Origin of the sequence: Achromobacter pulmonis (assembly GCF_021733725.1) — a bacterium.
Taxonomy (GTDB): domain Bacteria; phylum Pseudomonadota; class Gammaproteobacteria; order Burkholderiales; family Burkholderiaceae_B; genus Achromobacter; species Achromobacter pulmonis.
In genome coordinates, this window is sequence record NZ_JAIFOT010000001.1 from 3,307,059 (window position 1) to 3,332,643 (window position 25,585).

The 25,585-nt window shown below is 62.6% G+C and carries 19 protein-coding genes, 2 tRNA genes and 2 rRNA genes; 15 read left to right on the forward strand and 8 right to left on the reverse strand.

All coding sequences use genetic code 11. The features are described from left to right. Window positions 1–23: 23 nt before the first annotated feature. From acnB to K2W61_RS15330, 3 genes are all read right to left on the reverse strand, one after another. Window positions 24–2,615, reverse strand: a complete 2,592-nt coding sequence (acnB, locus tag K2W61_RS15320) for a bifunctional aconitate hydratase 2/2-methylisocitrate dehydratase (protein ID WP_175134839.1) — start codon at window positions 2,613–2,615, stop codon at window positions 24–26. Window positions 2,616–2,896: 281 nt separating this feature from the next. Next, window positions 2,897–3,802 (reverse strand): FxLYD domain-containing protein, encoded by a 906-nt coding sequence (locus tag K2W61_RS15325; protein ID WP_175141950.1) that lies wholly within the window; start codon window positions 3,800–3,802, stop codon window positions 2,897–2,899. Next, entirely contained in the window at window positions 3,792–4,715 is a 924-nt protein-coding gene (locus K2W61_RS15330; RefSeq protein ID WP_236755991.1) for an FxLYD domain-containing protein, read from the reverse strand. Before K2W61_RS15330 ends, K2W61_RS15325 begins: the two co-directional genes overlap by 11 nt. A 219-nt stretch (window positions 4,716–4,934) precedes the next feature. On the opposite strand from K2W61_RS15330, the gene K2W61_RS15335 reads away from it, so the two are divergent. Beyond that, window positions 4,935–5,699, forward strand: coding sequence for a TSUP family transporter (locus tag K2W61_RS15335; RefSeq protein WP_175134837.1), 765 nt, complete (start codon window positions 4,935–4,937; stop codon window positions 5,697–5,699). Window positions 5,700–5,731: 32 nt separating this feature from the next. Here the strand turns inward: K2W61_RS15335 and K2W61_RS15340 are convergent, their stop codons facing one another. Then, window positions 5,732–6,172 (reverse strand): CBS domain-containing protein, encoded by a 441-nt coding sequence (locus K2W61_RS15340; protein WP_175134836.1) that lies wholly within the window; start codon window positions 6,170–6,172, stop codon window positions 5,732–5,734. Window positions 6,173–6,399: 227 nt separating this feature from the next. On the opposite strand from K2W61_RS15340, the gene K2W61_RS15345 reads away from it, so the two are divergent. The 5 genes from K2W61_RS15345 to K2W61_RS15365 all read left to right on the forward strand — a co-directional run bounded on the left by K2W61_RS15345 (window position 6,400) and on the right by K2W61_RS15365 (window position 10,247). Beyond that, a complete protein-coding gene (locus tag K2W61_RS15345; protein ID WP_236755992.1) occupies window positions 6,400–6,591 on the forward strand; it encodes a helix-turn-helix domain-containing protein in 192 nt (63 codons plus the stop codon). A gap of 55 nt (window positions 6,592–6,646) precedes the next feature. Next, a complete protein-coding gene (locus K2W61_RS15350) occupies window positions 6,647–7,357 on the forward strand; it encodes a glutathione S-transferase (protein ID WP_175134835.1) in 711 nt (236 codons plus the stop codon). Between the two features lie 465 nt (window positions 7,358–7,822). Beyond that, the gene (locus K2W61_RS15355) at window positions 7,823–9,292 is read left to right on the forward strand and encodes a methyl-accepting chemotaxis protein (RefSeq protein WP_175134834.1); all 1,470 of its coding nucleotides are present in this window, start codon (window positions 7,823–7,825) and stop codon (window positions 9,290–9,292) included. Between the two features lie 109 nt (window positions 9,293–9,401). Next, window positions 9,402–9,623 carry a DUF1653 domain-containing protein gene (locus K2W61_RS15360; protein WP_175134833.1) on the forward strand — a complete coding sequence of 74 codons (222 nt, stop codon included), beginning with the start codon at window positions 9,402–9,404 and terminating at the stop codon, window positions 9,621–9,623. Between the two features lie 6 nt (window positions 9,624–9,629). Beyond that, window positions 9,630–10,247 carry a 3'-5' exonuclease gene (locus K2W61_RS15365; protein WP_175134832.1) on the forward strand — a complete coding sequence of 206 codons (618 nt, stop codon included), beginning with the start codon at window positions 9,630–9,632 and terminating at the stop codon, window positions 10,245–10,247. Between the two features lie 3 nt (window positions 10,248–10,250). Here K2W61_RS15365 and K2W61_RS15370 read toward each other — a convergent pair whose 3' ends face one another. Next, window positions 10,251–10,541: an antibiotic biosynthesis monooxygenase family protein gene (locus K2W61_RS15370; RefSeq protein ID WP_175134831.1), complete on the reverse strand. Its 291-nt coding sequence runs from the start codon at window positions 10,539–10,541 to the stop codon at window positions 10,251–10,253. Between the two features lie 52 nt (window positions 10,542–10,593). Here K2W61_RS15370 and K2W61_RS15375 point away from each other — a divergent pair, with 52 nt between their 5' ends. The 3 genes from K2W61_RS15375 to K2W61_RS15385 all read left to right on the forward strand — a co-directional run bounded on the left by K2W61_RS15375 (window position 10,594) and on the right by K2W61_RS15385 (window position 12,654). Then, complete coding sequence (locus tag K2W61_RS15375) at window positions 10,594–11,052, forward strand: hypothetical protein (RefSeq protein WP_175134830.1); 459 nt, start codon at window positions 10,594–10,596, stop codon at window positions 11,050–11,052. Window positions 11,053–11,443: 391 nt separating this feature from the next. Further along, window positions 11,444–11,911, forward strand: a complete 468-nt coding sequence (locus tag K2W61_RS15380) for a hypothetical protein (RefSeq protein ID WP_175134829.1) — start codon at window positions 11,444–11,446, stop codon at window positions 11,909–11,911. Window positions 11,912–11,958: 47 nt separating this feature from the next. Beyond that, window positions 11,959–12,654 (forward strand): hypothetical protein, encoded by a 696-nt coding sequence (locus K2W61_RS15385; RefSeq protein ID WP_175134828.1) that lies wholly within the window; start codon window positions 11,959–11,961, stop codon window positions 12,652–12,654. Between the two features lie 18 nt (window positions 12,655–12,672). On the opposite strand, the gene K2W61_RS15390 is transcribed toward K2W61_RS15385, so the two are convergent. Both K2W61_RS15390 and K2W61_RS15395 read right to left on the reverse strand, forming a co-directional pair. Continuing rightward, window positions 12,673–15,099 carry a DUF3772 domain-containing protein gene (locus K2W61_RS15390; RefSeq protein WP_175134827.1) on the reverse strand — a complete coding sequence of 809 codons (2,427 nt, stop codon included), beginning with the start codon at window positions 15,097–15,099 and terminating at the stop codon, window positions 12,673–12,675. A gap of 88 nt (window positions 15,100–15,187) precedes the next feature. Beyond that, entirely contained in the window at window positions 15,188–16,093 is a 906-nt protein-coding gene (locus tag K2W61_RS15395; RefSeq protein WP_175134826.1) for a LysR family transcriptional regulator, read from the reverse strand. A gap of 239 nt (window positions 16,094–16,332) precedes the next feature. On the opposite strand from K2W61_RS15395, the gene K2W61_RS15400 reads away from it, so the two are divergent. Further along, window positions 16,333–17,850, forward strand: coding sequence for an acetyl-CoA hydrolase/transferase family protein (locus K2W61_RS15400; protein ID WP_175134825.1), 1,518 nt, complete (start codon window positions 16,333–16,335; stop codon window positions 17,848–17,850). 41 nt (window positions 17,851–17,891) lie between these two features. Here K2W61_RS15400 and K2W61_RS15405 read toward each other — a convergent pair whose 3' ends face one another. Continuing rightward, the gene (locus tag K2W61_RS15405; protein ID WP_175134824.1) at window positions 17,892–18,830 is read right to left on the reverse strand and encodes a LysR substrate-binding domain-containing protein; all 939 of its coding nucleotides are present in this window, start codon (window positions 18,828–18,830) and stop codon (window positions 17,892–17,894) included. Between the two features lie 181 nt (window positions 18,831–19,011). Here K2W61_RS15405 and K2W61_RS15410 point away from each other — a divergent pair, with 181 nt between their 5' ends. The 5 genes from K2W61_RS15410 to K2W61_RS15430 all read left to right on the forward strand — a co-directional run bounded on the left by K2W61_RS15410 (window position 19,012) and on the right by K2W61_RS15430 (window position 25,566). Next, the gene (locus tag K2W61_RS15410) at window positions 19,012–19,362 is read left to right on the forward strand and encodes a hypothetical protein (protein WP_236755993.1); all 351 of its coding nucleotides are present in this window, start codon (window positions 19,012–19,014) and stop codon (window positions 19,360–19,362) included. Between the two features lie 1,190 nt (window positions 19,363–20,552). Beyond that, a 16S ribosomal RNA gene (locus tag K2W61_RS15415) occupies window positions 20,553–22,083 on the forward strand. Between the two features lie 130 nt (window positions 22,084–22,213). Then, a tRNA-Ile gene (locus K2W61_RS15420) sits at window positions 22,214–22,290 on the forward strand. 31 nt (window positions 22,291–22,321) lie between these two features. Further along, window positions 22,322–22,397: transfer RNA gene (locus K2W61_RS15425), tRNA-Ala, on the forward strand. Between the two features lie 288 nt (window positions 22,398–22,685). Beyond that, window positions 22,686–25,566, forward strand: a 23S ribosomal RNA gene (locus K2W61_RS15430). The 16S and 23S rRNA genes sit together here with 2 tRNA genes alongside, the layout of an rRNA operon. Window positions 25,567–25,585 lie beyond the last annotated feature (19 nt).

Consider the following 25,585-nt stretch of genomic DNA (forward strand, 5'->3'; position numbering starts at 1 on the left):
CAGGCGTGCCTGCGTGGCGAGGCTTACACCTCGATCACGTCCGCCACGTCCTTGTAGTCGGCGATCTTGTCGAAGTTCAGGTACTGGTAGATCTGGTCGCCGCTCTTGTTGATGACGCCCATGTCGGCCATGTACTCGTCCTTGGTCGGGATACGGCCCAGCTTCGAGCAGATCGCGGCCAGTTCGGCCGAACCCAGGTACACGTTGGTGTTCTTGCCCAGGCGGTTCGGGAAGTTGCGGGTGCTGGTGGACATCACCGTGGCGCCTTCGCGGACCTGCGCCTGGTTGCCCATGCACAGCGAGCAGCCCGGCATTTCGGTGCGGGCGCCAGCCGTGCCGAACACGCCGTAATGGCCTTCTTCGGTCAGTTGCGTGGCATCCATCTTGGTGGGCGGGGCCACCCACAGCTTGACCGGGATGTCGCGCTTGCCTTCGAGCAGCTTGGAGGCCGCGCGGAAGTGGCCGATGTTGGTCATGCAGCTGCCGATGAACACTTCGTCGATCTTGGCGCCGGCGACTTCCGACAGCGTCTTGACGTCGTCCGGGTCGTTCGGGCAGGCCACGATGGGCTCGTGCACGTCGGCCAGGTCGATCTCGATGACGGCGGCGTATTCGGCGTCGGCGTCCGGCTCCAGCAGTTGGGGGTTGGCCAGCCAGGCTTCCATCGCCTTGATGCGGCGGCCCAGCGTGCGCTCATCTTCGTAGCCGTTGGCGATCATCCACTTGAGCATCACGATGTTGCTGTTGATGTACTCGATGATCGGTTCCTTGTTCAGGCGCACCGAGCAGCCGGCGGCCGAACGTTCCGCCGAGGCGTCCGACAGTTCGAAGGCTTGTTCGACCTTCAGGTCGGGCAGGCCTTCGATTTCGAGGATGCGGCCCGAGAAGATGTTCTTCTTGCCTTGCTTGGCGACCGTCAGCAGGCCCTGCTTGATGGCGTACAGCGGGATGGCATTGACCAGGTCGCGCAGGGTGACGCCGGGCTGCAGCTTGCCCTTGAAGCGCACCAGCACCGACTCCGGCATGTCCAGCGGCATCACGCCGGTGGCGGCGGCGAAGGCGACCAGGCCCGAGCCAGCCGGGAACGAGATGCCGATGGGGAAGCGGGTGTGCGAATCGCCGCCGGTGCCGACGGTGTCGGGCAGCAGCATGCGGTTGAGCCAGGAGTGGATCACGCCGTCGCCCGGACGCAGCGAGACGCCGCCGCGGGTGCTGATGAACTCGGGCAGCGTGTGGTGCGTCTTGACGTCCACGGGCTTGGGGTAGGCGGCGGTGTGGCAGAACGACTGCATCACCAGGTCGGCCGAGAAGCCCAGGCAAGCCAGGTCCTTGAGTTCGTCGCGGGTCATGGGGCCGGTGGTGTCCTGGCTGCCGACCGAGGTCATCTTCGGTTCGCAGTAGGTGCCCGGGCGGATGCCGCGGCCTTCCGGCAGGCCGCAGGCGCGGCCGACCATCTTCTGGGCCAGCGAGAAACCCTTGCCGGTGTCGGCCGGGTCCTTGGGCAGGCGGAACAGCGTCGAAGGCGGCAGGCCCAGCGCTTCGCGCGCCTTGGCGGTCAGGCCGCGGCCGATGATCAGCGGAATGCGGCCACCGGCGCGCACTTCGTCGAACAGCACGTCCGACTTCACCTGGAATTCGGCGATCACTTCGCCGTTCTTGAGGGCTTTGCCTTCGTAGGGGCGCAGTTCGACCACGTCGCCCATTTCCATCTTGGAAACGTCGAGTTCGATCGGCAGGGCGCCGGCGTCTTCCATGGTGTTGTAGAAGATCGGGGCGATCTTGTTGCCCAGGCACACGCCGCCGAAGCGCTTGTTCGGCACGAAGGGGATGTCTTCGCCGGTGAACCACAGCACCGAGTTGGTGGCCGACTTGCGCGAGGAGCCGGTGCCGACCACGTCGCCGACGTAGGCGACCAGGTGGCCCTTTTCCTTCAGCGATTCGATGAACTTCACGGGGCCGCGCTTGCCGTCTTCTTCCGGTTGGAAGGCGGCGCCGTCACGCTTGTTCTTGAGCATCGCCAGGGCGTGCATCGGGATGTCGGGACGGGTGGTGGCGTCCGGGGCCGGCGACAGGTCGTCGGTGTTGGTTTCGCCGGGCACCTTGAAGACCGTGATGGTCAGGCTTTCGGGCAGTTCGGGACGGCTGGTGAACCATTCGGCGTCGGCCCAGCTCTGCATCACGGACTTGGCGTTGGCGTTGCCCTTGTCGGCCTTTTCCTTGACGTCGTGGAAGGCGTCGAACATCAGCAGGGTCTTTTTCAGGGCGTCGGCGGCGATCGTGCCGATTTCCTGGTCGTCGAGCAGTTGGATCAGCGGGCCAATGTTGTAGCCGCCCAGCATGGTGCCGAGCAGTTCGGTCGCCTTGGCGCGGCTGATCAGGGCACAAGCCTCGCTGCCCAGGGCCACGGCGGCCAGATACGAGGCCTTGACCTTGGCGGCGTCGTCCACGCCGGCCGGAACACGGTGGGTCAGCAACTCGACCAGGTTCTGCTCTTCGCCGGCGGGCGGGTTCTTCAGCAGTTCGATCAGTTCAGCGGTTTGTTTTGCCGTCAGGGGCAGCGGGGGGATCCCCAGGGCCGCGCGTTCGGCAACGTGTTGGCGGTAAGTATCCAGCATGTGAGGCCTGCTCAAAGTCGGGTTGGAAGAAGGGGTGTGGCCGGAATTGTAGAGGGAAGAGGGCGCCCCTAGCAAATGTCTTATATCTTATATAAGACTTGTGTCGATAGGCGTTGCCTGCGGGCCACGGCCCCGGGCGGGCCAGGGCGGGAGGCGGTGGCATGACCGGCGTGAAAACCAGGTCGGACTGGGGCGGGAACGCCCGGAATGGGCGGCGTGGCGGCAGACGGGCGCGGCCGCCATCAAGGGGGCGCCCGGTGCGGCGGCCTGTCGCCGCAGCGTCAGTTGGCCTTGGCGTCGTACACCACGCCCACGCGGGCGAAGTTGGCGCCGTACTGTTTGATGTCCAGTTGGAAAGGCGCGCTTTCGCCCGGCTTGAGCCTGGGCAGGCGCAGCTCCGAATAGCGCGCGCCGGTCAGCTTGTCCTGGGCGTCATAGAGGCTGACCCACACCTTGACGTTGTCGATCTCGGCGCTGTCGTCGTTGCGTACCCGGCCATGCACCGTGACGTACTTGTAGCGGTAGCGATAGGTGAAATTCAGGGTGCCGGTGCCGATGCCGGCCTCGGTGTTCTCGACGCGGATGTCCAGCTTGGGGCGGCTGCCGGGCAAGGGGGCGCGCTTGGCCGGCTTCCAGTCGGTTTTGATCTCGGAATAACGCTCGAAATTCTCGCCGTTCAGCATCACCGGAATGCGCTCGCCGGGGTAGAGCATGGCGGGCAGCGACCATTCCTGGCGCAGCCGCAGGCGGCGCGAGCCGTCGAATACCGCGATTTCCATGCCGGGCGACAGCGCCACGTACTGGTCGCTGCGGTTGACCACTTCGGCCAGCAGCAGCGGGCGTTCGATTTCGTTGAGCAGGCGGCGCGGCGGCGACAGGCTCAGCGACGCCGGGTCGAACAGGGCGAAGTCCGGATCCAGCAGTTCGGCCGTGGTCAGCCGCACGTGGTCGATGACGCGCGGATTGGCGGGACTGACACGGACAATGCGGCTGACCGGCGTGCTGGCGGCCACAGCGGCGGTGGCCGGCGCTGGCGCGGCTTCGGCTTCGGCCGCTTTGGGCGCGTCCCAGGGCAGCAGGCCGTTGTACTTGGCCAGGGCATAGCCGCCGGCGGCGAGGATGATCAGCACCAGCCCGGCGCGGGCGGACCGCGACAGGGGCCGCGCGGGGGAACGGTCAGCCTTCACTTTGCACCATGTAATCGTAGGACCCGACCTTGCCTTCGGTCAGCATGTCGCAGCGCACGTCGAACGAGGTCAGCGCGCCGGGCGCGAGCGGGCTGGCCGAGCCGTAGCCATTGCCCGTGCCGACCAGCTTGCCGTCTTCGTCGTACAGCATCACCGTCACCTGCGTGCTGCTGGCGGCGGTGCCGCCCTGGTTGCGCAGCAGGCCCACCAGGCGATAGGCGCCGTCGTTGCGCACCAGCTGTACCTTGTCGGCGGCGACGTCGCGGGCGTGGCCGCGCGCGAGCGAGGGCGTGGCCGGCGTCAGGGTGTAGCGGCTGTAGGCGGTATCCGGCAAGGAAATCGTCACCGGGGTGTATTCACCGGGCAGCAGGGTACGCGCCAGCGGCGAACCCGAGGCGGAAGTCAGCGTCAGCTCGCCCTGGTAGAACGTGGCTGTGACGCGCGGCGCCTCGATTTTCCTGCCGGTCTCGTTACGCATCAGCATCACCAGTTGGCCGCGGCCGTGGGCGCGCACTTCCTGCACATCGGTCAGCTTGACCAGCGCGGCATCGATCGGCGGCGGCGCGGCGCGCGACGGCGGGCGGCTGGACGAGCCAGTGTTGAACAACGACGCCGTCAGCGGCACCAGGATCGCCGCCAGCACCGCCAGCGCGATCGCGACCACCGCGCCCGGCTGCAGCCTGGCGGCGGGTGCCGGCTGCTGCATGCCACGCAGGATCTTCTCCAGCCGCTGGGCGACGTTGTCCTCGACCAGGGTCACGGCGTGGCAATGGCTGCACTGGTATTCGTTGGTATCGAGTTTGGTGAACTGGGCGCTGCCGCAAGTCGAGCAGGTCAGGGTCACCGTATTGATCGTGGTCTGTTTGGGCGTCATGCTGGGGGAGGGCACGGCCTGGCCGGGTGCGGCGGGCATACTGGGCGGCAAGGATAGCGGCCGGGCGCGGGCGGCGGGGTGCATGAGCGCATCTGGTTATTACAAAATGTATAAAGGCGCCAGGTCGCCTCCCGCCCCGGTGCTATGATCGCCGCCGTCGAATGCCCTCTTGAATACGCCGTTTCCGCAGTCGTTCCGCTCCAGGCCGCGATCCTTCGCGGCGGGGCCGAGCCGAGGCAGGTCTGGCTCCGCCCCAGCATGAGCATCCTCCAACACGCGTTGTTTCTCGCCTGCGTGGCGCTGGCGACCTACGCCCAGACCATGACGGGCTTCGCCTTCGGCCTGGTGCTGCTGGGGTTGTCCGGGGTGTTCCAGTTGGCGTCGGTGTCCGAGGTGGCCAATGTGGTCAGCGTGCTGTCGCTGGTCAATGCCATGGTCACGCTGGCGCGTGCCCGGCCCCAGGTCAACTGGCCGTTGATGGCGCCAGCGCTGGCCAGCAGCCTGGCGGGTGTGGCGTTGGGCGTGGCCGCGCTGGCCTGGATCAGCGGCGCCATGGCCGTGTTGCTGCAATTGCTGCTTGGCGTCACCATCATGGCCTGCGCCGTATTGCTGGTGGCGCGCACCCAGCCTCTGGCGCATCTGTCGTCACGCGGGTCTTTCCTGTTCTTCGGCGGGGTGTCGGGCGTGCTGGGCGGACTGTTTTCAAGCGCCGGGCCGCCGATGGTCTATCACCTGTACCGTCAGCCGCTGCCGCTGGCGTCGATCCGCAACAGCCTGCTGGTGTTGTTCTCCTTGAACGCCGTGGTGCGTCTGACGCTGGTGACGGGGCAAGGGGCTTTCAAGGCAACCTCGTTCTGGCTGAGCCTGCAGGCCCTGCCGGTGGTGATTGGCGTCACGTGGGCTGCGCGCCGCTATGCCACTGCCGGGTCGATGAAGACCGTCAAGCGAATGGTGTTCGTGCTGCTGCTGGCGGCTGGCCTGGGATTGGTGGTGCCGGCGTCGCGCCTGCTCGCGGCCGGGTAGCGGCGAGGCGCGACGTCAACCGGCAGGGGCGCTCAGCCGTGCTCGCCGGAAATGTAGCGTTCGAGTTCGGTAATGATGAACTTCTGTTCGCTCATGACGTCCTTGACCAGGTCGCCGATGGACACCAGGCCGACCAGCTTCTTATCCTGGATCACCGGCAGGTGGCGGAAGTGGCGCTCGGTCATCAGCGCCATACAGTGTTCGCGAGTGTCCTCCGGACGCACGTAGAAAACCGACTCGGTCATGATTTCGCGGACCTTGGTGGTGCGCGATGAACGGTCCTGCAAGACGATCTTGCGGGCGTAGTCGCGCTCGGTGAGCATGCCCAGCACCTCGTCGCCCTCGGCCACCACCACGGCGCCGATGCTGCGTTCCGCCATGGTCTTGATGGCGTCGTACACGGACGAGTCCGGCGTGACGGTCACGACGGGCGGATTGGCCTTTTCCCTGAGAATCTCAGCAACTTTCTTCACGATGTGCTCCCGAATCGCTGGCAAGGTTCAAGCGCCGGCCCGAACCCGCGCCGTACGCCTGTCGGCGGTGCACGGTCTGACCGTGGCTCCATCCTAAGCCCGGCGACGGGATTGCCGCAAGTTCGTGGATCATCAAGACAGCCGCGGCGCTTCGTTCCCGCGCCGGCGTCGGGATGGGGCGGCGCCAGCGGGAAGGCGCCTTCTGCCTGGCGACGGGCAGGTCGCCCATGGCATTCCAGCGCCAATTGCGTTTGGAATATGGCAGTTGGCTATTGCTTAATACTGCCTGCAGCATTACGCAAATCGCGCTGGACTGCGGATTTGCCGATGGCGCATTTTTCACACGATTTCCACGCGCACTTCGGGCAATTCCCGCGCCAGTATCAGCAAAGCCATGGGCGGCAGGCAGCGCGCAATGACGGCGAGATCGGCGTCTTTCCCGCGTAGCCGCCCTGGCGCCACCAGGAGAGCGGCATGACCTATGACCTTTGGTATTGGGATGGCATCCCCGGGCGCGGCGAATTCGTGCGTCTGGCGTTGGAGGCGGGCGGCATCGCGTACCGTGAATGCGCACGGGAACCGGGTATTGGCGAAGACGCGCTGGTCAAGGACATGCTGTCCGAGCGCAAGCATCCGCCATTTGCGCCGCCTTATCTGGTGGCAGGGAAAATGGTCCTGGCGCAAACCGCCAATATTCTGCTGTTTCTCGGCGAAAAGCATGGCCTGGCGCCCGCCGGGGCCGCGGAGCGGCTATGGGTCAATCAACTGCAACTGACCATCGCCGACATGGTGACCGAGGCGCACGATACCCATCATCCCATCTCCGCCAGTGATTATTACGAAGACCAGAAGAAAGAAGCGGCGCGCCGCGCGCGCGGCTTCCGGGATGAGCGGATTCCGAAATTCCTGGGATATTTCGAGCGCGTGCTGGCCGGCGCCGACGCCTGGTTGGCCGCTGGCGAACGCTGGAGTTATGCCGATCTGTCGTTGTTTTACCTGATCGATGGCTTGCTCCATGCATTCCCGCGCCGCATGTGCTCCGTGGCAGCGCAGTTCCCCAAGGTGATGGCATTGCACCGCCGGGTGGCGCATTTGCCGGAACTGCAGTCGTATTTTTCAAGCGGCAGGCGCCTGCCATTTGCCGACGGTATTTTTCGCCATTATCCCGAGCTGGATGGCGAATAGCCGGGCGTGTGCGCGATCCGGCGCATATTCCGGCGGGGGTTCTGATAATAAGGGCCGCTTCCCGGCAAGCACGATTATCGGCAGCCTTTCTGGCGGAAAATGGAGGCCGAGTGCGTATTAACCCTGATTTTCGCCATGAAGCGGACTTTATGTCGCTGTTGACTAATGCCTGAAACGCCATTGCGCAAAACCTATTCCGCTATTTTTTTTGAGAAGCGCATACGGAAAATATTGAGGGCGGCTCATTTTTGGGATTAAATAATTTCGACTGGATACATTTTTGTTCCTTCGCAATTGTTGCCCCGCCGTCGCCACAGCGGTGACGGACTCGCAGGCAACGCGTGCATGCGGCGTGGCATGCACGGCCTGATCTCCAGGACGCGCCAGCAGTCTGCTTCAGATAAGCCAACTGGTTTCTTTATCGGTTTCAGCAAATTCGTCCCATTCCCTGCGGGAGACGTCAACATGCAATGGCTTACCCTCAAACGCCTGCTGCGCGGCGAGCGCGGCATGCAGAAAGCGGATCTATACGGACAGATAGCGGCCATCCACAAGGCGCAAGCCGTGATCGAATTCGATCTCGAAGGCCATGTCCTGATGGCCAACCAGAATTTCCTCGACACCATGGGCTACGAACTGGACGAGGTGCTGGGGCAGCACCACCGCATGTTCGTGGTGCCGGAAGAACGCGAGTCCGCCGGCTACCTGGCCTTCTGGGAAAAGCTGGGCCAGGGCGCGCATGACACAGGGCGTTATCGCCGCATGCGCAAGGACGGCAGCGACGTCTGGCTGCAGGCCAGCTATAACCCGATTTTCGACAAGCACGGGCGCGCCTTCAAGGTGGTCAAGTACGCCACCGACATTACCGAACAGCAGCAGCGCCAGGCCGACACCGAAGGTCAGCTGGAAGCCATCTCCAAGGTGCAGGCGATTATCGAGTTCGAGCTCGATGGCACCATCATCCGTGCCAACGACCTGTTCCTGAAAGCGGTGGGATATAGCGAAGCTGAGATCCGCGGACGGCACCACAGCATGTTCGTGTTGCCCGAAGAAGCGCGCAGCGCGGCTTATGCGGAGTTCTGGCGCAAACTGCGCAGCGGCGAGCACGACACCGGCCAGTATCTTCGCATCGGCAAGAATGGCCGTCATGTCTGGATCGAGGCCAGCTACAACCCGATTTTCGACGCCGAGGGCCGGCCATTCAAAGTGGTGAAGTTCGCCACCGACATTACCAGGCGTTTTACTGCCGCCCAGACCCTGCGGGTGGCGGTGCAGGGCCTGACGGAAAACGCCGAGCGCGCCGGACAGGCCAATACCCTGGCGCAGGATGCCTGTCGCGTCGCCGAAGAGGGCGGCAAGACGGTGCGGGATGTGGTGCGCACCATGGGTGCGATCACCGACAGTTCCAAGCGCATTTCCGAGATCATCGGCGTGATGGACGGTATCGCTTTCCAGACCAATATCCTGGCCTTGAATGCCGCGGTCGAGGCGGCCCGCGCCGGTTCGCACGGCAAGGGTTTTGCGGTCGTGGCGGCGGAAGTGCGCAGCCTGGCGCAGAACAGCGCCGCCGCGGCCAAGGAAATCAAAGGCCTGATCACGACATCGGTCGAGCAGATCGAGAGCGGCGCCGGCCAGGTGCAGTCGGCCGGCGTCACCATGGAGGATATCGTGGCCTCGTCGCGCCGCGTCACCGAGATCATGGGCGAGGTGGTGGAGGTCTCGCTGGCGCAGTCCGGCAAGCTCGGCGAGGTGACTGAGGACATCACCCAGATGACCGCCGAAGCCGCCGCTGCCTTGCAGGCCGCCCACCAATCGCATCAAGCCGCGCCGGTGCTGCGGCCGGCGGTCAAGCCGGTGGCGCCGTCGGTGCGGGCGCGGGCGGCGGCCAATACGCCCATGCCTGCCAAGCCGGTACTGGAGTACGTGCGCTATTGAAGGCCGGGCGGCGCGTGCCGCCCGAGTGCGCTATAAATAGGGTCTTGTAGAACCCGTCGGCCCGGGCCGGAACCCACCGCCCCGGGCCGCGCTTTTCGTGGCTCCTCTCATGACCGAATCCGACGCCCTGGCGCTCGCCACCCATCGCCATTACAAGGGCGGTCTGTACCGCTATATCGACACGGCCCGCCATTCCGAGACCGAAGCGCCCATGGTGGTCTATGAGCATCTGTGGCCGCATGCCCGCGGCCTGTGGGTGCGGCCCGCCGAGTTGTTCTTCGGCCAACTGGCCGATGGCTCGCCGCGCTTTGCCGCGCTGCGGCCGGCTTGACGCATCATGGCTTTTTATTACCGTCGTACCCGCCCGGCTGCTGGAGCGACCGGGCTGGCTGGTGGCGCGGCCAAATCCTCGGCCGCCCTGTCGGCGGCGCTGGCCGCGCTGCGTGGCCCGTTCGTGGTGGCCGACCTGGAAACCACCGGGCTCTCGACCGCATCGTGCGAGATCCTGGAGTTCGCGGCGGTGCGGGTCGGGCCGGAGGGCGCGGCGCAGCGGGAGTATGCGCAGGTGGTGCGCACGCGCGCCGCCGTGCCGCCTTTCATCACCCGCCTGACCGGCATCACGCAGGCCGAGGTGGATCGTCAGGGTGTGCCCGTGGCGCAGGCATTCGCGGCCTTCCTGGATTTTGTCGAAGACCTGCCGGTGTTTTTCCACAATGCCTCGTTCGACCGCCGATTCCTGGCCGCGGCCGCATCTCAGACCGGCCTGCCGTTCGCCAATGCCACGCATTGCACACTGGCGCTGGCCCGGCGCGCCTGGCCGGAATTGCCGTCGCACAAACTCGACATCCTGGCGCGGCACGTGGGGGCCAGCGAGCCTACCCACCGCGCCCTGGCAGACGTGCGCACCACCGTGGCGGTGGCGCTGGCGGCCGGATCACGGCTGGCGCCGGCCTGAGCGTCAGAGCACTTTCTGCTCATGGTGCACTTGGGGCGGCTCGACGAAGAAGCCCGCCACCAACTTGCGCCATTCCTGAAAATCGACAGATTCCCGGAAATCCACCATATGGTTTTCGACGGTTTCCCAATCCACCACCAGGGTGTAGCGTTGCGGCTGCTCGATGCTGCGGTACAGCTCCATGCCGTGGCAGCCGCGGGCCCGCAGGAACAGCGGCCTGGCCTGGGCCACGCCAGCCTCGAACAGGGCTTCCTGTCCTTCGCGCACGTGGATGCTGGCAATCTCCTGGATCATGATCCTGTCTCCGGATGAAAGGGCCGGGCGGGAGCCGGCCGGGCGGAGTAGTATGGCGCAAAAATTCGTCACGATGAATCCATCTGTCTCGACCCTGCCGCGTTTTCTCGCTGCCCGCTTGCTGTGGTATGCGGGGGTTGCCGCGCTCGCCGTCATGGCTTTGGTGTCGCAGACCCAATTCAGCGTGACGGCCGTGCTGTCGGCCATTGCGATCTACATTCCCCTGTCCATGCTCGCCTTGCCGCTCGTCGCCTGGCTGGCGCTGCGCCGCGCCACGGGGCCTGCGCCCGTGAAGGCCGCGCCGGCGTGGCCTTGCTGGCTGGCGGCGGCAGTGGGGATGGCACTGCTGGCCGGCTACCACCTGTGGGCGTGGCTCGAACTGGCCGAGGGCGGCGTGTTGTTGCTGCTCGTCGCGGTGGATATCGCCCTGGCCCGGTGCGAGTCGGCGCGCCTGATCGCATACGCCGCGGCGCACCGTGCCACCAGGCCCGGCCTCCCGGGCTCATCCTGACAGTAAACCGAACGGCGGCCTGTCGAAGACCGCACGCCGTGCGTGCTAGGGAATGCGTGCGAGGGCATGCCGCATCCCCCCATCCTATGAGCTGAGATGCGCCGCAGCAATCGCGCCCGGCGCGGGCCAAGCCTCCGCCATACGCATGGCGCGGGCGCCGATATTCGCAGATTGCATGACATCTTTTACGTCTTCCTCCTCACTCCCTTGGGATCGGTCGCCCGTTTAACCGATACCGACGTCCTTAGTACGGCGCAATCATTCCGTACCAATACGAAAGTCCCAAACGCCACGTTGCCGTATGCGCGTACAGCGTCGGGGGGGTAGAGGTCCGCGCCGGTCGGCCACCGGTACCTGATCATCCGCATGCAGCGGATCGGGAGGAGCGCAAATGAAAAAGCTCGCAGCAGTCGCAACGTTGTCCCTCGTCGCGGTTTCCGCCTACGCGAGTGGACCGGGCCAGCCCGGCATGTCGGCGTCCGGCCATGTCGGTACCATCACGGGCACGGTCTCGTCGGTTTCCACGGGCACCTCCGTGGTCTCGACCCAGATCAACGGCTATGGCTCATCGAGCCAGACGTCGTTCGGCGAGACGGGCGGTGTCGCCACAGCGGGAGGATCGTTCAGTCCCGACGGCACCACCGCGGTCACCAGCACGCGGCAATACGCCACCAGTGAAAGCTACGGCCACATCACCGGCAATGCGCCGATCATGGTGGGCGACAGCATCGCCAACGGCGGCGCCACGTTCGGCAACACCACCACCAACGCATCGGCCACGGGCACGTTCAATGCCGGTGCGATCGGGGCGACCGCGTCGATCCACGGCGTCGGTCCCGTGGGCGGTTTCGGTCACTGAGCAGCACGCAATCCGGACGGCTTCGGCCGTCCGGTCGAGAGGACATCATGAAAACCCTTGCGCTTGCCTTAACCCTGTCGCTGGTGGCCTTCTCCGCCGGCGCCCAGACCAGCACTTCTTCCTCGACCACTGCGGCGACATCAGGCTCGACCAACGCCGGCAACAATCAGGGCATCACGTTCAATTCCAACAGCAACGGTTCGAGCACCCTGCGGACCGCGCCGCCGATTGGCGCGCAGAGTTTCTATGGCTCGTTCTCGTCCGACAGCTGCATGGTGTCGGCTGGCGGCGGAGGTTCCGTGGTCGGGTTCGGCATGAACGTGGCCTTCCCGGTCGAAGACCAGAAGTGCAGCCTGCGCCGCAACTTTGAACGCACCATGCAGGCGGCCGCCTCCACCAAGGATCCGGATCGCTCGCGCCGCCTCGAGACTGCGGCGGTCGACATCCTCTGCCAGACCGATGACCGGACCAAGGCTGCGCTGACCGCGCAGGGACTGTGCACCAATCCTTCGCTGACGACCGCTGACCACCGGTTCGAGAGTCCCAACTCGAACGTCGCCCAGGCCGCGCCCGCGCCGGGGCCAAACCAGGCGCAATACGCACCGGCGCCGGCCATGGCGTCCGGACCCCTTGCGCAGACTTATCCGGTCCTGTCCGTGCAAAACACCATGGTGAATTCGCCGCCGCTGCGCAATCCGCGCATGGACAGTCAGCGCCTGGCGGACTTCTACTCGCCGGGTTGACGAGCGTGGCCCCGGCTCTCAGGGCGCGGCGACGGGCGTGGCCGCGGCGCCCGGCCCCTCGGCGGCATCCGGGCGCATTAACGCCGCCGCCTGCGGGGCCGATGCCAGTAACATCGTGGGTGGCGCCGATACCGCCAACCCGGCCTCCTGCAGCCGCTGCAGTACGGTGAAAAGCAGTGCGCTACGCACGCCGTAGGCCGAGCGTGGCGACGAGACATAGCCCTTGGCGTTGAACACCAGATTGCCGGCCTCGATCCCATCGAGGAATACATTGGGCGGCGGCGAATCGAGCACATCCTCATGGTCGGCGAATGCCTGCAGGATCAGCTCGCGCACCCGCTGGGCGTCGGTCGACAGCGGCAATGGCAGCTTGATCTGCACCAGCCCCAAGGGATTTGAGCGCGTGACGTTGCGCACCGTCTTGGTGACGAATTCCGAATTCGGAACGATCACCGTCGAGCGATCGCCCATCTGGATCTCCGTAGCCCGCACATTGATGCGCAGGATGTCGCCCTCGACGCCGCCCAGCGAGACCCAGTCGCCCACTTTGACGGGGCGTTCGGCCAGCAGGATCAGGCCCGACACGAAATTCTGCACCACCGCCTGCAGACCGAAACCGATGCCCACCGACAGTGCGCTGGCGATCCACGCCACCCGTTCCAGACCGATGCCCGCGGCCGACAGCGACAGCGCGATCGCCAGGACGAACCCCGCGTAGCCGAACAGCGTTGCCGCCGACAACTGCATGCCCGGATCCAGCTCGGTGGTGGGCAGGTAGCGGTTGGCCAGCCAGCGCTTGAGCATCTTCACGCTCAACAGCGACAGGCTCAGCACCAGCAGCGCCTGCAGCACCGCGCCCGGCCGGATCTGCGCCTCACCGATGGCCAGGCCCTTGCGCAACTGGTCGAAGCGCTGCACCAGGTCCATCGGCCCTTCGCCGAACGGCGCCAGCAACAGGATCAGCGCCAGCAGTCCCACCGCCACCCGGCCCACGCCCGACAGCAGCACCGCCGCCTGATCGCGCAGGCTGGTGCCCTCGCCATCATCACGGTGCGAGGTGCCGAGCAAAGTGCTGAACCCATCTTCGATCAGCAGCGACAGCAGATAGGCCGATGCCAGGATGATCAGTACCCACAGCACCTGCTTGGCCAGGAAACTGCCGAATGCCACGTAACCGGCCAGCAGACTGGCCAGGCTGATGGCCAGTACGGTGCCGGCGGCGGTCAGCAGCAACGAGACCCAGAAGGGCGTGGGGGCGGCGTCCTGTTGCTGCGCCAGGCGGCGCAGCCGGCGGCCGATCGACAACGCCACCGCCATCGTCGCCATGACGAGCACCGCGGCGATGCCGGTCAGGGTGATGGTGGTGGTCAGGCTGACGTTCAGCAGCACCGGCAGGCGTTCGGCCAGCCAGATCATCACGACCAGCACACCCAGTACCCCCGGCAGCCAGCGCAGGCGTTGCGCCACCATGTCGGAGACCGGAGGCAGGCGCCAGGATGGCCGGTTGGCCGAAAGCAGGGCGTAGCCCAGCCCTGACACATACCCCCCGAAACAGACTGTCGCAACCAGATTGGCCAACAGCGTGCCGCTGTTGTCCGACAGTTGCGAATTCCAGTCCAGGCCAATATGCAACAGCAGGGCGATGACCCCCGGCGTGGCCACCGCCAGCGCCAGCAGCGCGACCGCCAGGAACGAACGCCGCAGGCGTCCCGGCGGTACCCGCGTGGCGGTGATGCGCAAGAGCATGCGCCCGATCCAGATACGCAGGGCGATCGCCAGCGCGGCTGCCGTGGCCAGCAGCACCCAGCCCCACCTCGGCGTCTGGCCGACCGCGGTCGCCAGATCGTCGCGCAATGCCAGCAACCGTTCCAGGTCGCGCGGAAATTCCTGGCGGAATTCGGTCCAGAACTGGGCCGACAGGAACGAGTCGCGGCGCTCGCCCAGCCGTGCCTGGAATTGGGTGCGGCGCTGGGCCGCGATCTGCTCCACGGCCTGGGCCGCATCCACGGACAGCAGCCGGGCCAGCTTGATCTGCGCATCCAGGGCGCGGCTGCTCTTGTCCAGTTGCATGCGCTGGGCCGCGACGTCGGGCGCCTCCTTGGCGCCGTCGGGCGGAGTGCCCAACTCGCTCAGGCGCGCCGTCACGCTGGTCAACTGCGGCGTGAGCGCATCGGCGGCGGCGTCGGCCTTGGATTGAATGTCGAGCGCATCGCCGCGCTGCTTGAGCAGCTCGGCGTCATCGGTCTCGTCGGGGATGCGCTTGCGGATGTCATCGAGCTGTTTGCGGGCGGCGACCAGCATGGCGTCGGTCTCGCCGGGCGTGGCGGGCGTGGCGGCAAACGCGGGCGCCAGGCACAGTGCCAGCAGCAGGGCGGCGATCAGGGCGACGAAAGCGCGGGCGCGGGGGGCGACGCGCAGGCGCGGATATGGCAGGTTCGGAGTCATGTTTCTTAGGCGATCGAATCGCTTTGAGGCGGCAGCATAGCAAGCCGTTGCCCGCTTCGTTGCAACAAAAACTCCGCTGTGTCCCCCCTTAGTTGCGGCGGCTGGCGCGAGGCCCGCCCAGCACCGCATCGCACACCTCCAGCCAGGCGCGGGCGGCGTACGACAAGTAACCGGATTGCTGCCAGATATGGCCGACCTCCCATTGCAGCCCGGATTTGGCCAGCCGGGCGGTACTCAATCCGCGGGTCTTCATGCGGCGCATCAGGGGCTCGGGCAGCAAGGCCGCGCCCAGGCCGGCCGAGGCCATCGCGACCAGGAAGTCCCAATGCGCGCTCTGGGCCGCGATGCCGGGCTGCAAGCCCGCGTCGGCAAAGGCCTGGCGCAGCCGCCGGGTCATGGCGAAGTCATCGGTGGGAATCAGCAGGCGGGTGTCGCGCAGTGCGCTCAAAGGCAGTGAGGTCTTACCGGCCCAGGACGCGTCCGGCGGTCCGATCACCCAGATCGGATAGCTGCCGAATGCCCGCGCGGCCAGGCCGCTGTCGGCCGCGATCGGCAGGATGGTCGCGCCCACTTCCAGTTCTCCTCCCGCCACCAGGTCTTCCACCGCGCGGCCGGTGCCCTCGCGCAAGGTGAGGTGGATGCCGGGATGCAACTCGCGAAAGCGCTTGACCACGGGCGTGAACAGCAGGTTGATCATGGGCGGAATGCCGACTTCGAGAGCGCCGCGTTGCAGCTCGGCGGTCTGGCGCATTTCCTCGCCTAGCTGGCGCATGGTCTCCAGCACTTGCAGGCCACGCTGGTACATCACGCGCCCCGTATCGGTGGGCCGCGCGGTGTGGCCGTCCCGTATCAGCAGCGGCGTACCCGCCTCTTCCTCAAGCTGGCGGATCATCTTGCTGACGGTCGACTGGGTGACGAACAGGGCCTTGGCCGCCTGCGTGAAGCTGGCATGCCGCACCGTTTCGACGAAATATCGCAGAGCGCGCACGTCCAAGATGATCCCCCGTCCAAAAAGCGGAATGTTCAAGTAATGAAAAAAACGACTTATTTGGATGATTTTAAGTCATTACGAGATTTGGCCTGCGCTTCCTATACTGCGGGAAATTCGACCCGGAGCAGGCCGGCAAGGCGCGCTTCGGACGTCACGAAACGCCGCGCTAGACGGCGCCTGGACGTCGGCGGCATACCGTCGCGTCCAGCCGCGAGCCGCCGGCTTTTGAATCTGGAGACACCATGCATACCGACCGTATCCGCCACCCCGGGCTACGTGCCAAGATCACGACCGCGCAACAGGCGGCCCTGCTGGTCGAAGACGGCATGACCGTGGGCATGAGCGGTTTCACGCGTGCCGGCGATTGCAAGTCGGTGCCCGCGGCGCTGGCCGCGCGCGCCGAGCGCGAACCGCTTGCCATCACGCTGATCACCGGCGCCTCGCTGGGGCACGACACCGACAAGATGCTGGCGCAGGCCAATGCGCTCGCTCGCCGCATGCCGTTCCAGGTTGACACCACCCTGCGCCGCAAGATCAACCAGGGCGAGGTTGCCTTCATCGACCAGCACCTGTCGGAGACCGCCGAGCAACTGCGCGCCGGCCACATCGGCCCGGTCGACGTGGCCATCATCGAGGCCGCCGCCATCACCGAAACCGGCGCCATTGTGCCCACCATGTCGGTGGGCAACTCCGCGTCGTTCGCGCAGCAGGCTCAGCGCATCATCATCGAGCTGAACCTCGGTGTCCCGGCCGCCATCGAAGGCCTGCACGACATCTACGTTCCCACTGACAGGCCTCGGCGCGAGCCGATCGGCCTGGTCTCGGTCGACCAACGCATCGGTCAGCCCTGCATCGAGGTCGATCCTGACAGGATCGCCGCCATCGTCATCACGCACGAGCCGGATAGCCCCTCCAATGCCCTGCCGCCGGATGCCGAAACCAGCGCCATTGCGGCCCACATCAACACCTTCCTGCGCGCGGAGGTCGCCGCCGGCCGCCTGGACAGTACGCTGTTGCCGCTGCAGGCCGGCATCGGCACCATTGCCAATGCCGTGTTGCATGGCTTCGAGTCGTCGGAGTTCGAAGGCCTGACGATGTATTCGGAAGTGCTGCAGGACAGCGCCATCGAATTGCTGGACCAAGGCAAGTTGGCGTTCGCCTCGGCCTCGTCCATTACCGTTTCCCGGCCGGTCTATGAAAAGATCCTGGCCAATATCGAGCATTACCGTGAACGCATCGTGCTGCGTCCGCAAGAGATTAGCAACGCGCCGGAGATCGTGCGCCGCCTTGGCATCATTGCGATCAACACCGCGCTGGAATTCGACATCTACGGCAACGTCAATTCGACCCATGTCGGCGGTACCCACATGATGAATGGCATCGGCGGTTCGGGTGACTTCGCCCGCAATGCCCATCTGGCGATCTTCGTGTCCAAGTCCATGGCCAAGAACGGTGATATTTCCAGTGTCGTGCCGATGGTCTCGCATGTCGATCACACGGAACACGACGTCGACGTGTTGGTGACCGAATGCGGCCTGGCCGATCTGCGCGGCCTGGCGCCGCGCGAGCGCGCCCGCGCCATCATCCAGCATTGCGTCCATCCCTCTTACCGCGATGCGTTGCAGGACTATTTCGATCGCGCCTGCGAACGTGGGGGCCAGACGCCGCACCTGCTGGAAGAGGCCTTTTCCTGGCACCAGCGCTTCAATCAGGCCGACTCCATGCGCGCGACGCCGCCCGCGGCCCGCAAAGTCGCCTGAACGCGACTACCGCCGGCGGTCCGGAGACCGCTGGCGCCGCGCTACACCTGCTTTGGCGGCGCTGTTCCGTGTTCAGCGCTGGACTCAAGGCCGTTGCCGCATCGCTCCAGTTCGTCGCGCAACCACTGCTTCAAGGCGACCAGCGGTTCCCAATCACGCAGGCTGGGGCGGTAGACCAGGTGATAGGTCTGGGCCTGTTCGTAGTGCACGGTCACAGGCGACACCTGCACCAGGCGCCCCGCGTTGATCGCATCGGCGGCCAGCAGCTCGCGTCCCAGGGTGATGCCCAAGCCCTGTTCCGCCGCCTGCAGCATCATGCCGGCATCATTGAACGTGGCCACGGGCGTGACCGGCACGCTCAGGCCGGCGCCGTTGAACCAGTGTTGCCACATCTCGCGCTCACCCAGCAGCGGTTGGCGCGCGAGCGTCTCGGGCGTGTTGTCGGGTAGCGCCGCGGCGGTCTCCGGCGAAGCCAGCACAATCAACGGCAACGGCAGATCGAACAGCGGTTCCGACGCCACACCGGGCCAGGGGCCGCGGCCGAACCGCAGCGCGGCGTGAAAGCCATCGCGCAACAAATCCACGACGTTTTGCGAGGTCTCGATCTCCAACGAGAGTTCCGGATGGCGCTTGTGCCAGCGCGCCATGCGCGGCAACAGCCAGCGTTGTGCGAACGACGGCAGCACCGAGACGCGCAAGCGCTGCGCGCTGCCGCTGGCGGCGGCAGCCGCCGCCATCACCCCCTCGTCCAGCAGCGCCATCGCGCTCTGCACGCTGCACAACAGGGCCGCGCCCGCGGCGTTGAGCACGATGCCGCGTCCACTGCGATCGAACAGCGCAAAGCCGAGTTGTTCTTCCAGGCCCTTGATCTGTTGGCTGACGGCGCTATGGGTCAGGTGCAGGCGATCGGCGGCGGCACGCAGGTTTTGCAGTTCGGCGACGACACGGAACGCGGGCAGGGTATTAAGGGGCAGGCGCATGCGTAGGATAAGAAATTGGCTGCTGCGGTCGGTGGGAGCGCTTCGGCACGGCGGCGGGGAAGGGCAAGGGAGAAGATTGATTGGTTAGTTTATCTGAACGATATGGGTAAAACAATTCGATTTTCTGCGCAGGTTTGGGCGAATAAGCTTACCGGAACGAATGATCCCAAGGAGCCTGCCCATGTCCCCGCAAACCTGTTTCCAGGCATCGCCATCCGCGGCCCCAGCCTCGCCGCCGACCGGGCCATCCTTGGCGTCTGTGGTCGTCGGTCTGAGTGCATCAGCAGTCTCCCGCGACATTGGCACGCCATCGAAGGCCATGGTGCCCGCGCCCTCGGCGCCGGGCGGAATCCTGCTCCGGCTATGGCGTCGCTATCGCCAACGGCGCGCCCACGCCGTGTTGCGCAACCTGGCCGAGGAAATGGACCCGCATATGCTGGCTGATATCGGGGCGCCGCAATGGCTGGTCAACCAGAGCACGGCGAACCGGGCGTTGACGCGCAGGGTGGGAGTGGAATACCTGCGCTGGTAGCCGGGACGCGCGCGGCTGACTGCCGCACCGGCTGGCCGTCGGCGTCAGGGCGGCCTGCCAGCGGTATGACAGATGCTCGCCTGGATGCTCTCTCTATCTATATATATAGACAGCTTCTATATATAGACAGCTGGCGAAAGGACCGCTGCCCGCGTCGGCGCCAACCGCTTGCTCATCCGCGGTAGCGTCCGAAGCCATCAGTCAGAATGATTCCAGCGCGACGGCCTGCCGTGCTGGAATCCTCTTTCTGCAAAATGCGTGTCATGCTGGCGTGACAAGCCGAAATTCTGTGCTATAGTCTCGCTCCTTCGCAGTTCAAGCAGTTTTGTTGAGCGGCGGGGCCAGGCAAGTGCAACGGATCCGAAGGCTACGGCAAGCGGGTTTGTCGCAGGGCAGCAAGGCGGTGGGTCAGTGATGATTCTCTCGAACCGGCGGTCAGCGAATTTTGCGTAAGTCGGTGCAAATCAGGCAGAAGCCAGTTGCACGATCTGCAAAAATTGTGCTATAGTCTTGGGCTTGGCTGGTGACGGCGAATCAGGGTTTACCCGGTAGGGTGGTCTGAGCAGCGTTACAAGCCGACTGGGCGGTAACCAACCTCTGGAGCGATCCAGGGCTGCTGAAGGTGGAGTGATTCACTGGCTGGCAGGGTTGCAGGAAAGGGTGCAAGTCAGGCAGAAGCCGGTTGCATAATCTGCAAAAGTTGTGTTATAGTTTCAGGCTTGGCGGTTACCGAAAACTTAGGGATAACCCTGATATTTCGATAGCTGCTAAAGAGGAAAGCCTAGCGTTAGCCGGGTGAGGCCTGAAGAGGTCGTAGGCAAGGCAGCGAAATGAAGTAAGTGACGCTGACTTGACAAACGATAAAAACTTCTTCATAATCTCGTTTCTCTGCTGCTGACACAGCGATCGACGCGAAAGCGAAATCGCCGAGGAAAGCAGAAGATGCAGTAAGTAGTACAGAATTTAGCAGTACCGCTCTTTAACAATTAAACAACCGATAAGTGTGGGCGCTTGATGCGAGTGCGCAGTGGTCAGGTTTTAAACCCTGGTCACAAGCACAATGAAATCAAGTGCTCACTAGAAGTGAAGTACCTTAGACGTCAAGTTTAAGAACATACCTCACTTCCTTTGAGTAGCGACGTATGACTCGGTTCTTCGGAACTAAGAAATACGAAACAAATACAGAGATTAAACTGAAGAGTTTGATCCTGGCTCAGATTGAACGCTAGCGGGATGCCTTACACATGCAAGTCGAACGGCAGCACGGACTTCGGTCTGGTGGCGAGTGGCGAACGGGTGAGTAATGTATCGGAACGTGCCCAGTAGCGGGGGATAACTACGCGAAAGCGTAGCTAATACCGCATACGCCCTACGGGGGAAAGCAGGGGATCGCAAGACCTTGCACTATTGGAGCGGCCGATATCGGATTAGCTAGTTGGTGGGGTAACGGCTCACCAAGGCGACGATCCGTAGCTGGTTTGAGAGGACGACCAGCCACACTGGGACTGAGACACGGCCCAGACTCCTACGGGAGGCAGCAGTGGGGAATTTTGGACAATGGGGGAAACCCTGATCCAGCCATCCCGCGTGTGCGATGAAGGCCTTCGGGTTGTAAAGCACTTTTGGCAGGAAAGAAACGTCGCGGGTTAATACCCCGCGGAACTGACGGTACCTGCAGAATAAGCACCGGCTAACTACGTGCCAGCAGCCGCGGTAATACGTAGGGTGCAAGCGTTAATCGGAATTACTGGGCGTAAAGCGTGCGCAGGCGGTTCGGAAAGAAAGATGTGAAATCCCAGAGCTTAACTTTGGAACTGCATTTTTAACTACCGGGCTAGAGTGTGTCAGAGGGAGGTGGAATTCCGCGTGTAGCAGTGAAATGCGTAGATATGCGGAGGAACACCGATGGCGAAGGCAGCCTCCTGGGATAACACTGACGCTCATGCACGAAAGCGTGGGGAGCAAACAGGATTAGATACCCTGGTAGTCCACGCCCTAAACGATGTCAACTAGCTGTTGGGGTCTTCGGACCTTGGTAGCGCAGCTAACGCGTGAAGTTGACCGCCTGGGGAGTACGGTCGCAAGATTAAAACTCAAAGGAATTGACGGGGACCCGCACAAGCGGTGGATGATGTGGATTAATTCGATGCAACGCGAAAAACCTTACCTACCCTTGACATGTCTGGAATGCCGAAGAGATTTGGCAGTGCTCGCAAGAGAACTGGAACACAGGTGCTGCATGGCTGTCGTCAGCTCGTGTCGTGAGATGTTGGGTTAAGTCCCGCAACGAGCGCAACCCTTGTCATTAGTTGCTACGAAAGGGCACTCTAATGAGACTGCCGGTGACAAACCGGAGGAAGGTGGGGATGACGTCAAGTCCTCATGGCCCTTATGGGTAGGGCTTCACACGTCATACAATGGTCGGGACAGAGGGTCGCCAACCCGCGAGGGGGAGCCAATCCCAGAAACCCGATCGTAGTCCGGATCGCAGTCTGCAACTCGACTGCGTGAAGTCGGAATCGCTAGTAATCGCGGATCAGCATGTCGCGGTGAATACGTTCCCGGGTCTTGTACACACCGCCCGTCACACCATGGGAGTGGGTTTTACCAGAAGTAGTTAGCCTAACCGCAAGGGGGGCGATTACCACGGTAGGATTCATGACTGGGGTGAAGTCGTAACAAGGTAGCCGTATCGGAAGGTGCGGCTGGATCACCTCCTTTCAGAGCTTAGTGCTCGTGTTAAGCGTCCACTCTTATCGGTTGTTTGATATAGCTGGGATCGGTTGTGGGCTTGGGTAGAGGGACTCCTCCCTGTGTCCATGACTTCTGACTACTGATCCGAGAAGGTTTTGGGTCTGTAGCTCAGTCGGTTAGAGCACCGTCTTGATAAGGCGGGGGTCGTTGGTTCGAATCCAACCAGACCCACCAAGTATTCGCGGGCATGAGATGTCGTGGATATGGGGGTGTAGCTCAGCTGGGAGAGCGCCTGCTTTGCAAGCAGGATGTCATCGGTTCGATCCCGTTCACCTCCACCAAGATCTTGATCACCTGGTGGTGATGTAGAAGCTAACTCATAACGCTGCGAGCAGCGCTATGAGTTGGGTTTTACCCAACAGCTATATTCGTTCTTTAACAATCTGGAAGAAGCACAACGAAATGTGCTCATCAAGTAGTCAGCGTTGCTGATGAAGATGGGTACGGGTTGTGATTGCATTAATTTTGTTCCAAGTTCTCAAGACTGGGGTGAATAACCTCAGACTGCTTTGAAACTTATGAACGGCACAAACGCTAATACTCAGGTCCTATAGCCTACAGCGTTATAGGATCAAGCGACTAAGTGCATATGGTGGATGCCTTGGCGATCACAGGCGATGAAGGACGTAGTAGCCTGCGAAAAGCTGCGGGGAGCTGGCAAACAAGCTTTGATCCGCAGATATCCGAATGGGGAAACCCACTGCGCAAGCAGTATCCCTGACTGAATACATAGGTCAGTGGAGGCGAACCGGGTGAACTGAAACATCTCAGTAGCTCGAGGAAAAGAAATCAACCGAGATTCCGAAAGTAGTGGCGAGCGAAATCGGAAGAGCCTTTACGTTTTAGCATGCAAGATAGTCGAACGGAATGGAAAGTCCGGCCGTAGCAGGTGATAGCCCTGTAGACGAAATTTTGTGTGTGGAACTAAGCGTAAGAAAAGTAGGGCGGGACACGTGAAATCCTGTTTGAAGATGGGGGGACCATCCTCCAAGGCTAAATACTCGTGATCGACCGATAGTGAACCAGTACCGTGAGGGAAAGGCGAAAAGAACCCCGGAAGGGGAGTGAAATAGATCCTGAAACCGTATGCATACAAACAGTAGGAGCCTCCTTGTGGGGTGACTGCGTACCTTTTGTATAATGGGTCAGCGACTTACATTCAGTGGCAAGGTTAACCGAATAGGGAAGCCGTAGCGAAAGCGAGTCCGAATAGGGCGATTCAGTCGCTGGGTGTAGACCCGAAACCAGATGATCTATCCATGGCCAGGTTGAAGGCACGGTAACACGTGCTGGAGGACCGAACCCACTAATGTTGAAAAATTAGGGGATGAGCTGTGGATAGGGGTGAAAGGCTAAACAAATCTGGAAATAGCTGGTTCTCTCCGAAAACTATTTAGGTAGTGCCTCAAGTATTACTGCGGGGGGTAGAGCACTGTTATAGCTAGGGGGTCATGGCGACTTACCAAACTATGGCAAACTCCGAATACCCGCAAGTACAGCTTGGGAGACAGAGCACCGGGTGCTAACGTCCGGACTCAAGAGGGAAACAACCCAGACCGCCAGCTAAGGTCCCGAATTATCGCTAAGTGGGAAACGAAGTGGGAAGGCATAGACAGTCAGGAGGTTGGCTTAGAAGCAGCCATCCTTTAAAGAAAGCGTAATAGCTCACTGATCGAGTCGTCCTGCGCGGAAGATGTAACGGGGCTAAGCGATAAACCGAAGCTGCGGGTGTGCACTTTGTGCACGCGGTAGGAGAGCGTTCTGTAAGCCTGCGAAGGTGGCTTGTAAAGGCTGCTGGAGGTATCAGAAGTGCGAATGCTGACATGAGTAGCGATAAAGGGGGTGAAAAGCCCCCTCGCCGTAAGTCCAAGGTTTCCTGCGCAACGTTCATCGGCGCAGGGTGAGTCGGCCCCTAAGGCGAGGCAGAGATGCGTAGCTGATGGGAAGCTGGTTAATATTCCAGCACCGTCGTACAGTGCGATGGGGGGACGGATCGCGGAAGATCATCAGGGTGTTGGATGTCCCTGTTGACGTATCGAAGATGGCGCTTAGGCAAATCCGGGCGCGTAAATCAAGGGTACGGCACGAGCGAGCATAGCTTGCGAAGTGATTGGAAGTGGTTCCAAGAAAAGCCTCTAAGCTTCAGCTGTACGAGACCGTACCGCAAACCGACACAGGTGGACGGGATGAATATTCCAAGGCGCTTGAGAGAACTCAGGAGAAGGAACTCGGCAAATTGATACCGTAACTTCGGGAGAAGGTATACCCCGGTAGTGTGAAGCGCCTGCGCGCTTAGCATGATGGGGTCGCAGAGAATCGGTGGCTGCGACTGTTTATTAAAAACACAGCACTCTGCAAAGACGAAAGTCGACGTATAGGGTGTGACGCCTGCCCGGTGCCGGAAGGTTAAGTGATGGGGTGCAAGCTCTTGATCGAAGCCCCGGTAAACGGCGGCCGTAACTATAACGGTCCTAAGGTAGCGAAATTCCTTGTCGGGTAAGTTCCGACCTGCACGAATGGCGTAACGATGGCCACACTGTCTCCTCCTGAGACTCAGCGAAGTTGAAGTGTTTGTGATGATGCAATCTACCCGCGGCTAGACGGAAAGACCCCATGAACCTTTACTGTAGCTTTGCATTGATCTGTGAACCGGCCTGTGTAGGATAGGTGGGAGGCTTTGAAGCGTGGTCGCTAGATCACGTGGAGCCATCCTTGAAATACCACCCTGGTTTGTTTGCGGTTCTAACCTTGGTCCGTTATCCGGATCGGGGACAGTGCATGGTGGGCAGTTTGACTGGGGCGGTCTCCTCCCAAAGTGTAACGGAGGAGTTCGAAGGTACGCTAGGTACGGTCGGAAATCGTGCTGATAGTGCAATGGCATAAGCGTGCTTGACTGTGAGACTGACAAGTCGAACAGGTGCGAAAGCAGGACATAGTGATCCGGTGGTTCTGAATGGAAGGGCCATCGCTCAACGGATAAAAGGTACTCTGGGGATAACAGGCTGATACCGCCCAAGAGTTCATATCGACGGCGGTGTTTGGCACCTCGATGTCGGCTCATCTCATCCTGGGGCTGTAGCCGGTCCCAAGGGTATGGCTGTTCGCCATTTAAAGAGGTACGTGAGCTGGGTTTAAAACGTCGTGAGACAGTTTGGTCCCTATCTGCCGTGGGCGTTGGATACTTGACGGAGCCTGCTCCTAGTACGAGAGGACCGGAGTGGACGTACCTCTGGTGTACCGGTTGTCATGCCAATGGCATTGCCGGGTAGCTAAGTACGGAAGAGATAACCGCTGAAGGCATCTAAGCGGGAAACTCGTCTGAAGATTAGGTATCCCGGGGACTTGATCCCCCTAAAGAGTCGTTCGAGACCAGGACGTTGATAGGTCGGGTGTGGAAGCGCAGTAATGCGTTAAGCTAACCGATACTAATTGCTCGTGAGGCTTGATCCTATAACACTGATGGTTATGA

Coding starts and splice junctions, on each gene's coding strand:
- acnB (WP_175134839.1), bottom strand. CDS start 2,615: ATGCTGGATACTTACCGCCAACACGTTGCCGAACGCGCGGCCCTGGGG.
- K2W61_RS15330 (WP_236755991.1), bottom strand. CDS start 4,715: ATGCCCGCCGCACCCGGCCAGGCCGTGCCCTCCCCCAGCATGACGCCC.
- K2W61_RS15335 (WP_175134837.1), top strand. CDS start 4,935: ATGAGCATCCTCCAACACGCGTTGTTTCTCGCCTGCGTGGCGCTGGCG.
- K2W61_RS15345 (WP_236755992.1), top strand. CDS start 6,400: ATGGCATTCCAGCGCCAATTGCGTTTGGAATATGGCAGTTGGCTATTG.
- K2W61_RS15350 (WP_175134835.1), top strand. CDS start 6,647: ATGACCTATGACCTTTGGTATTGGGATGGCATCCCCGGGCGCGGCGAA.
- K2W61_RS15355 (WP_175134834.1), top strand. CDS start 7,823: ATGCAATGGCTTACCCTCAAACGCCTGCTGCGCGGCGAGCGCGGCATG.
- K2W61_RS15360 (WP_175134833.1), top strand. CDS start 9,402: ATGACCGAATCCGACGCCCTGGCGCTCGCCACCCATCGCCATTACAAG.
- K2W61_RS15365 (WP_175134832.1), top strand. CDS start 9,630: ATGGCTTTTTATTACCGTCGTACCCGCCCGGCTGCTGGAGCGACCGGG.
- K2W61_RS15370 (WP_175134831.1), bottom strand. CDS start 10,541: ATGATCCAGGAGATTGCCAGCATCCACGTGCGCGAAGGACAGGAAGCC.
- K2W61_RS15375 (WP_175134830.1), top strand. CDS start 10,594: ATGGCGCAAAAATTCGTCACGATGAATCCATCTGTCTCGACCCTGCCG.
- K2W61_RS15380 (WP_175134829.1), top strand. CDS start 11,444: ATGAAAAAGCTCGCAGCAGTCGCAACGTTGTCCCTCGTCGCGGTTTCC.
- K2W61_RS15385 (WP_175134828.1), top strand. CDS start 11,959: ATGAAAACCCTTGCGCTTGCCTTAACCCTGTCGCTGGTGGCCTTCTCC.
- K2W61_RS15390 (WP_175134827.1), bottom strand. CDS start 15,099: ATGACTCCGAACCTGCCATATCCGCGCCTGCGCGTCGCCCCCCGCGCC.
- K2W61_RS15400 (WP_175134825.1), top strand. CDS start 16,333: ATGCATACCGACCGTATCCGCCACCCCGGGCTACGTGCCAAGATCACG.
- K2W61_RS15405 (WP_175134824.1), bottom strand. CDS start 18,830: ATGCGCCTGCCCCTTAATACCCTGCCCGCGTTCCGTGTCGTCGCCGAA.
- K2W61_RS15410 (WP_236755993.1), top strand. CDS start 19,012: ATGTCCCCGCAAACCTGTTTCCAGGCATCGCCATCCGCGGCCCCAGCC.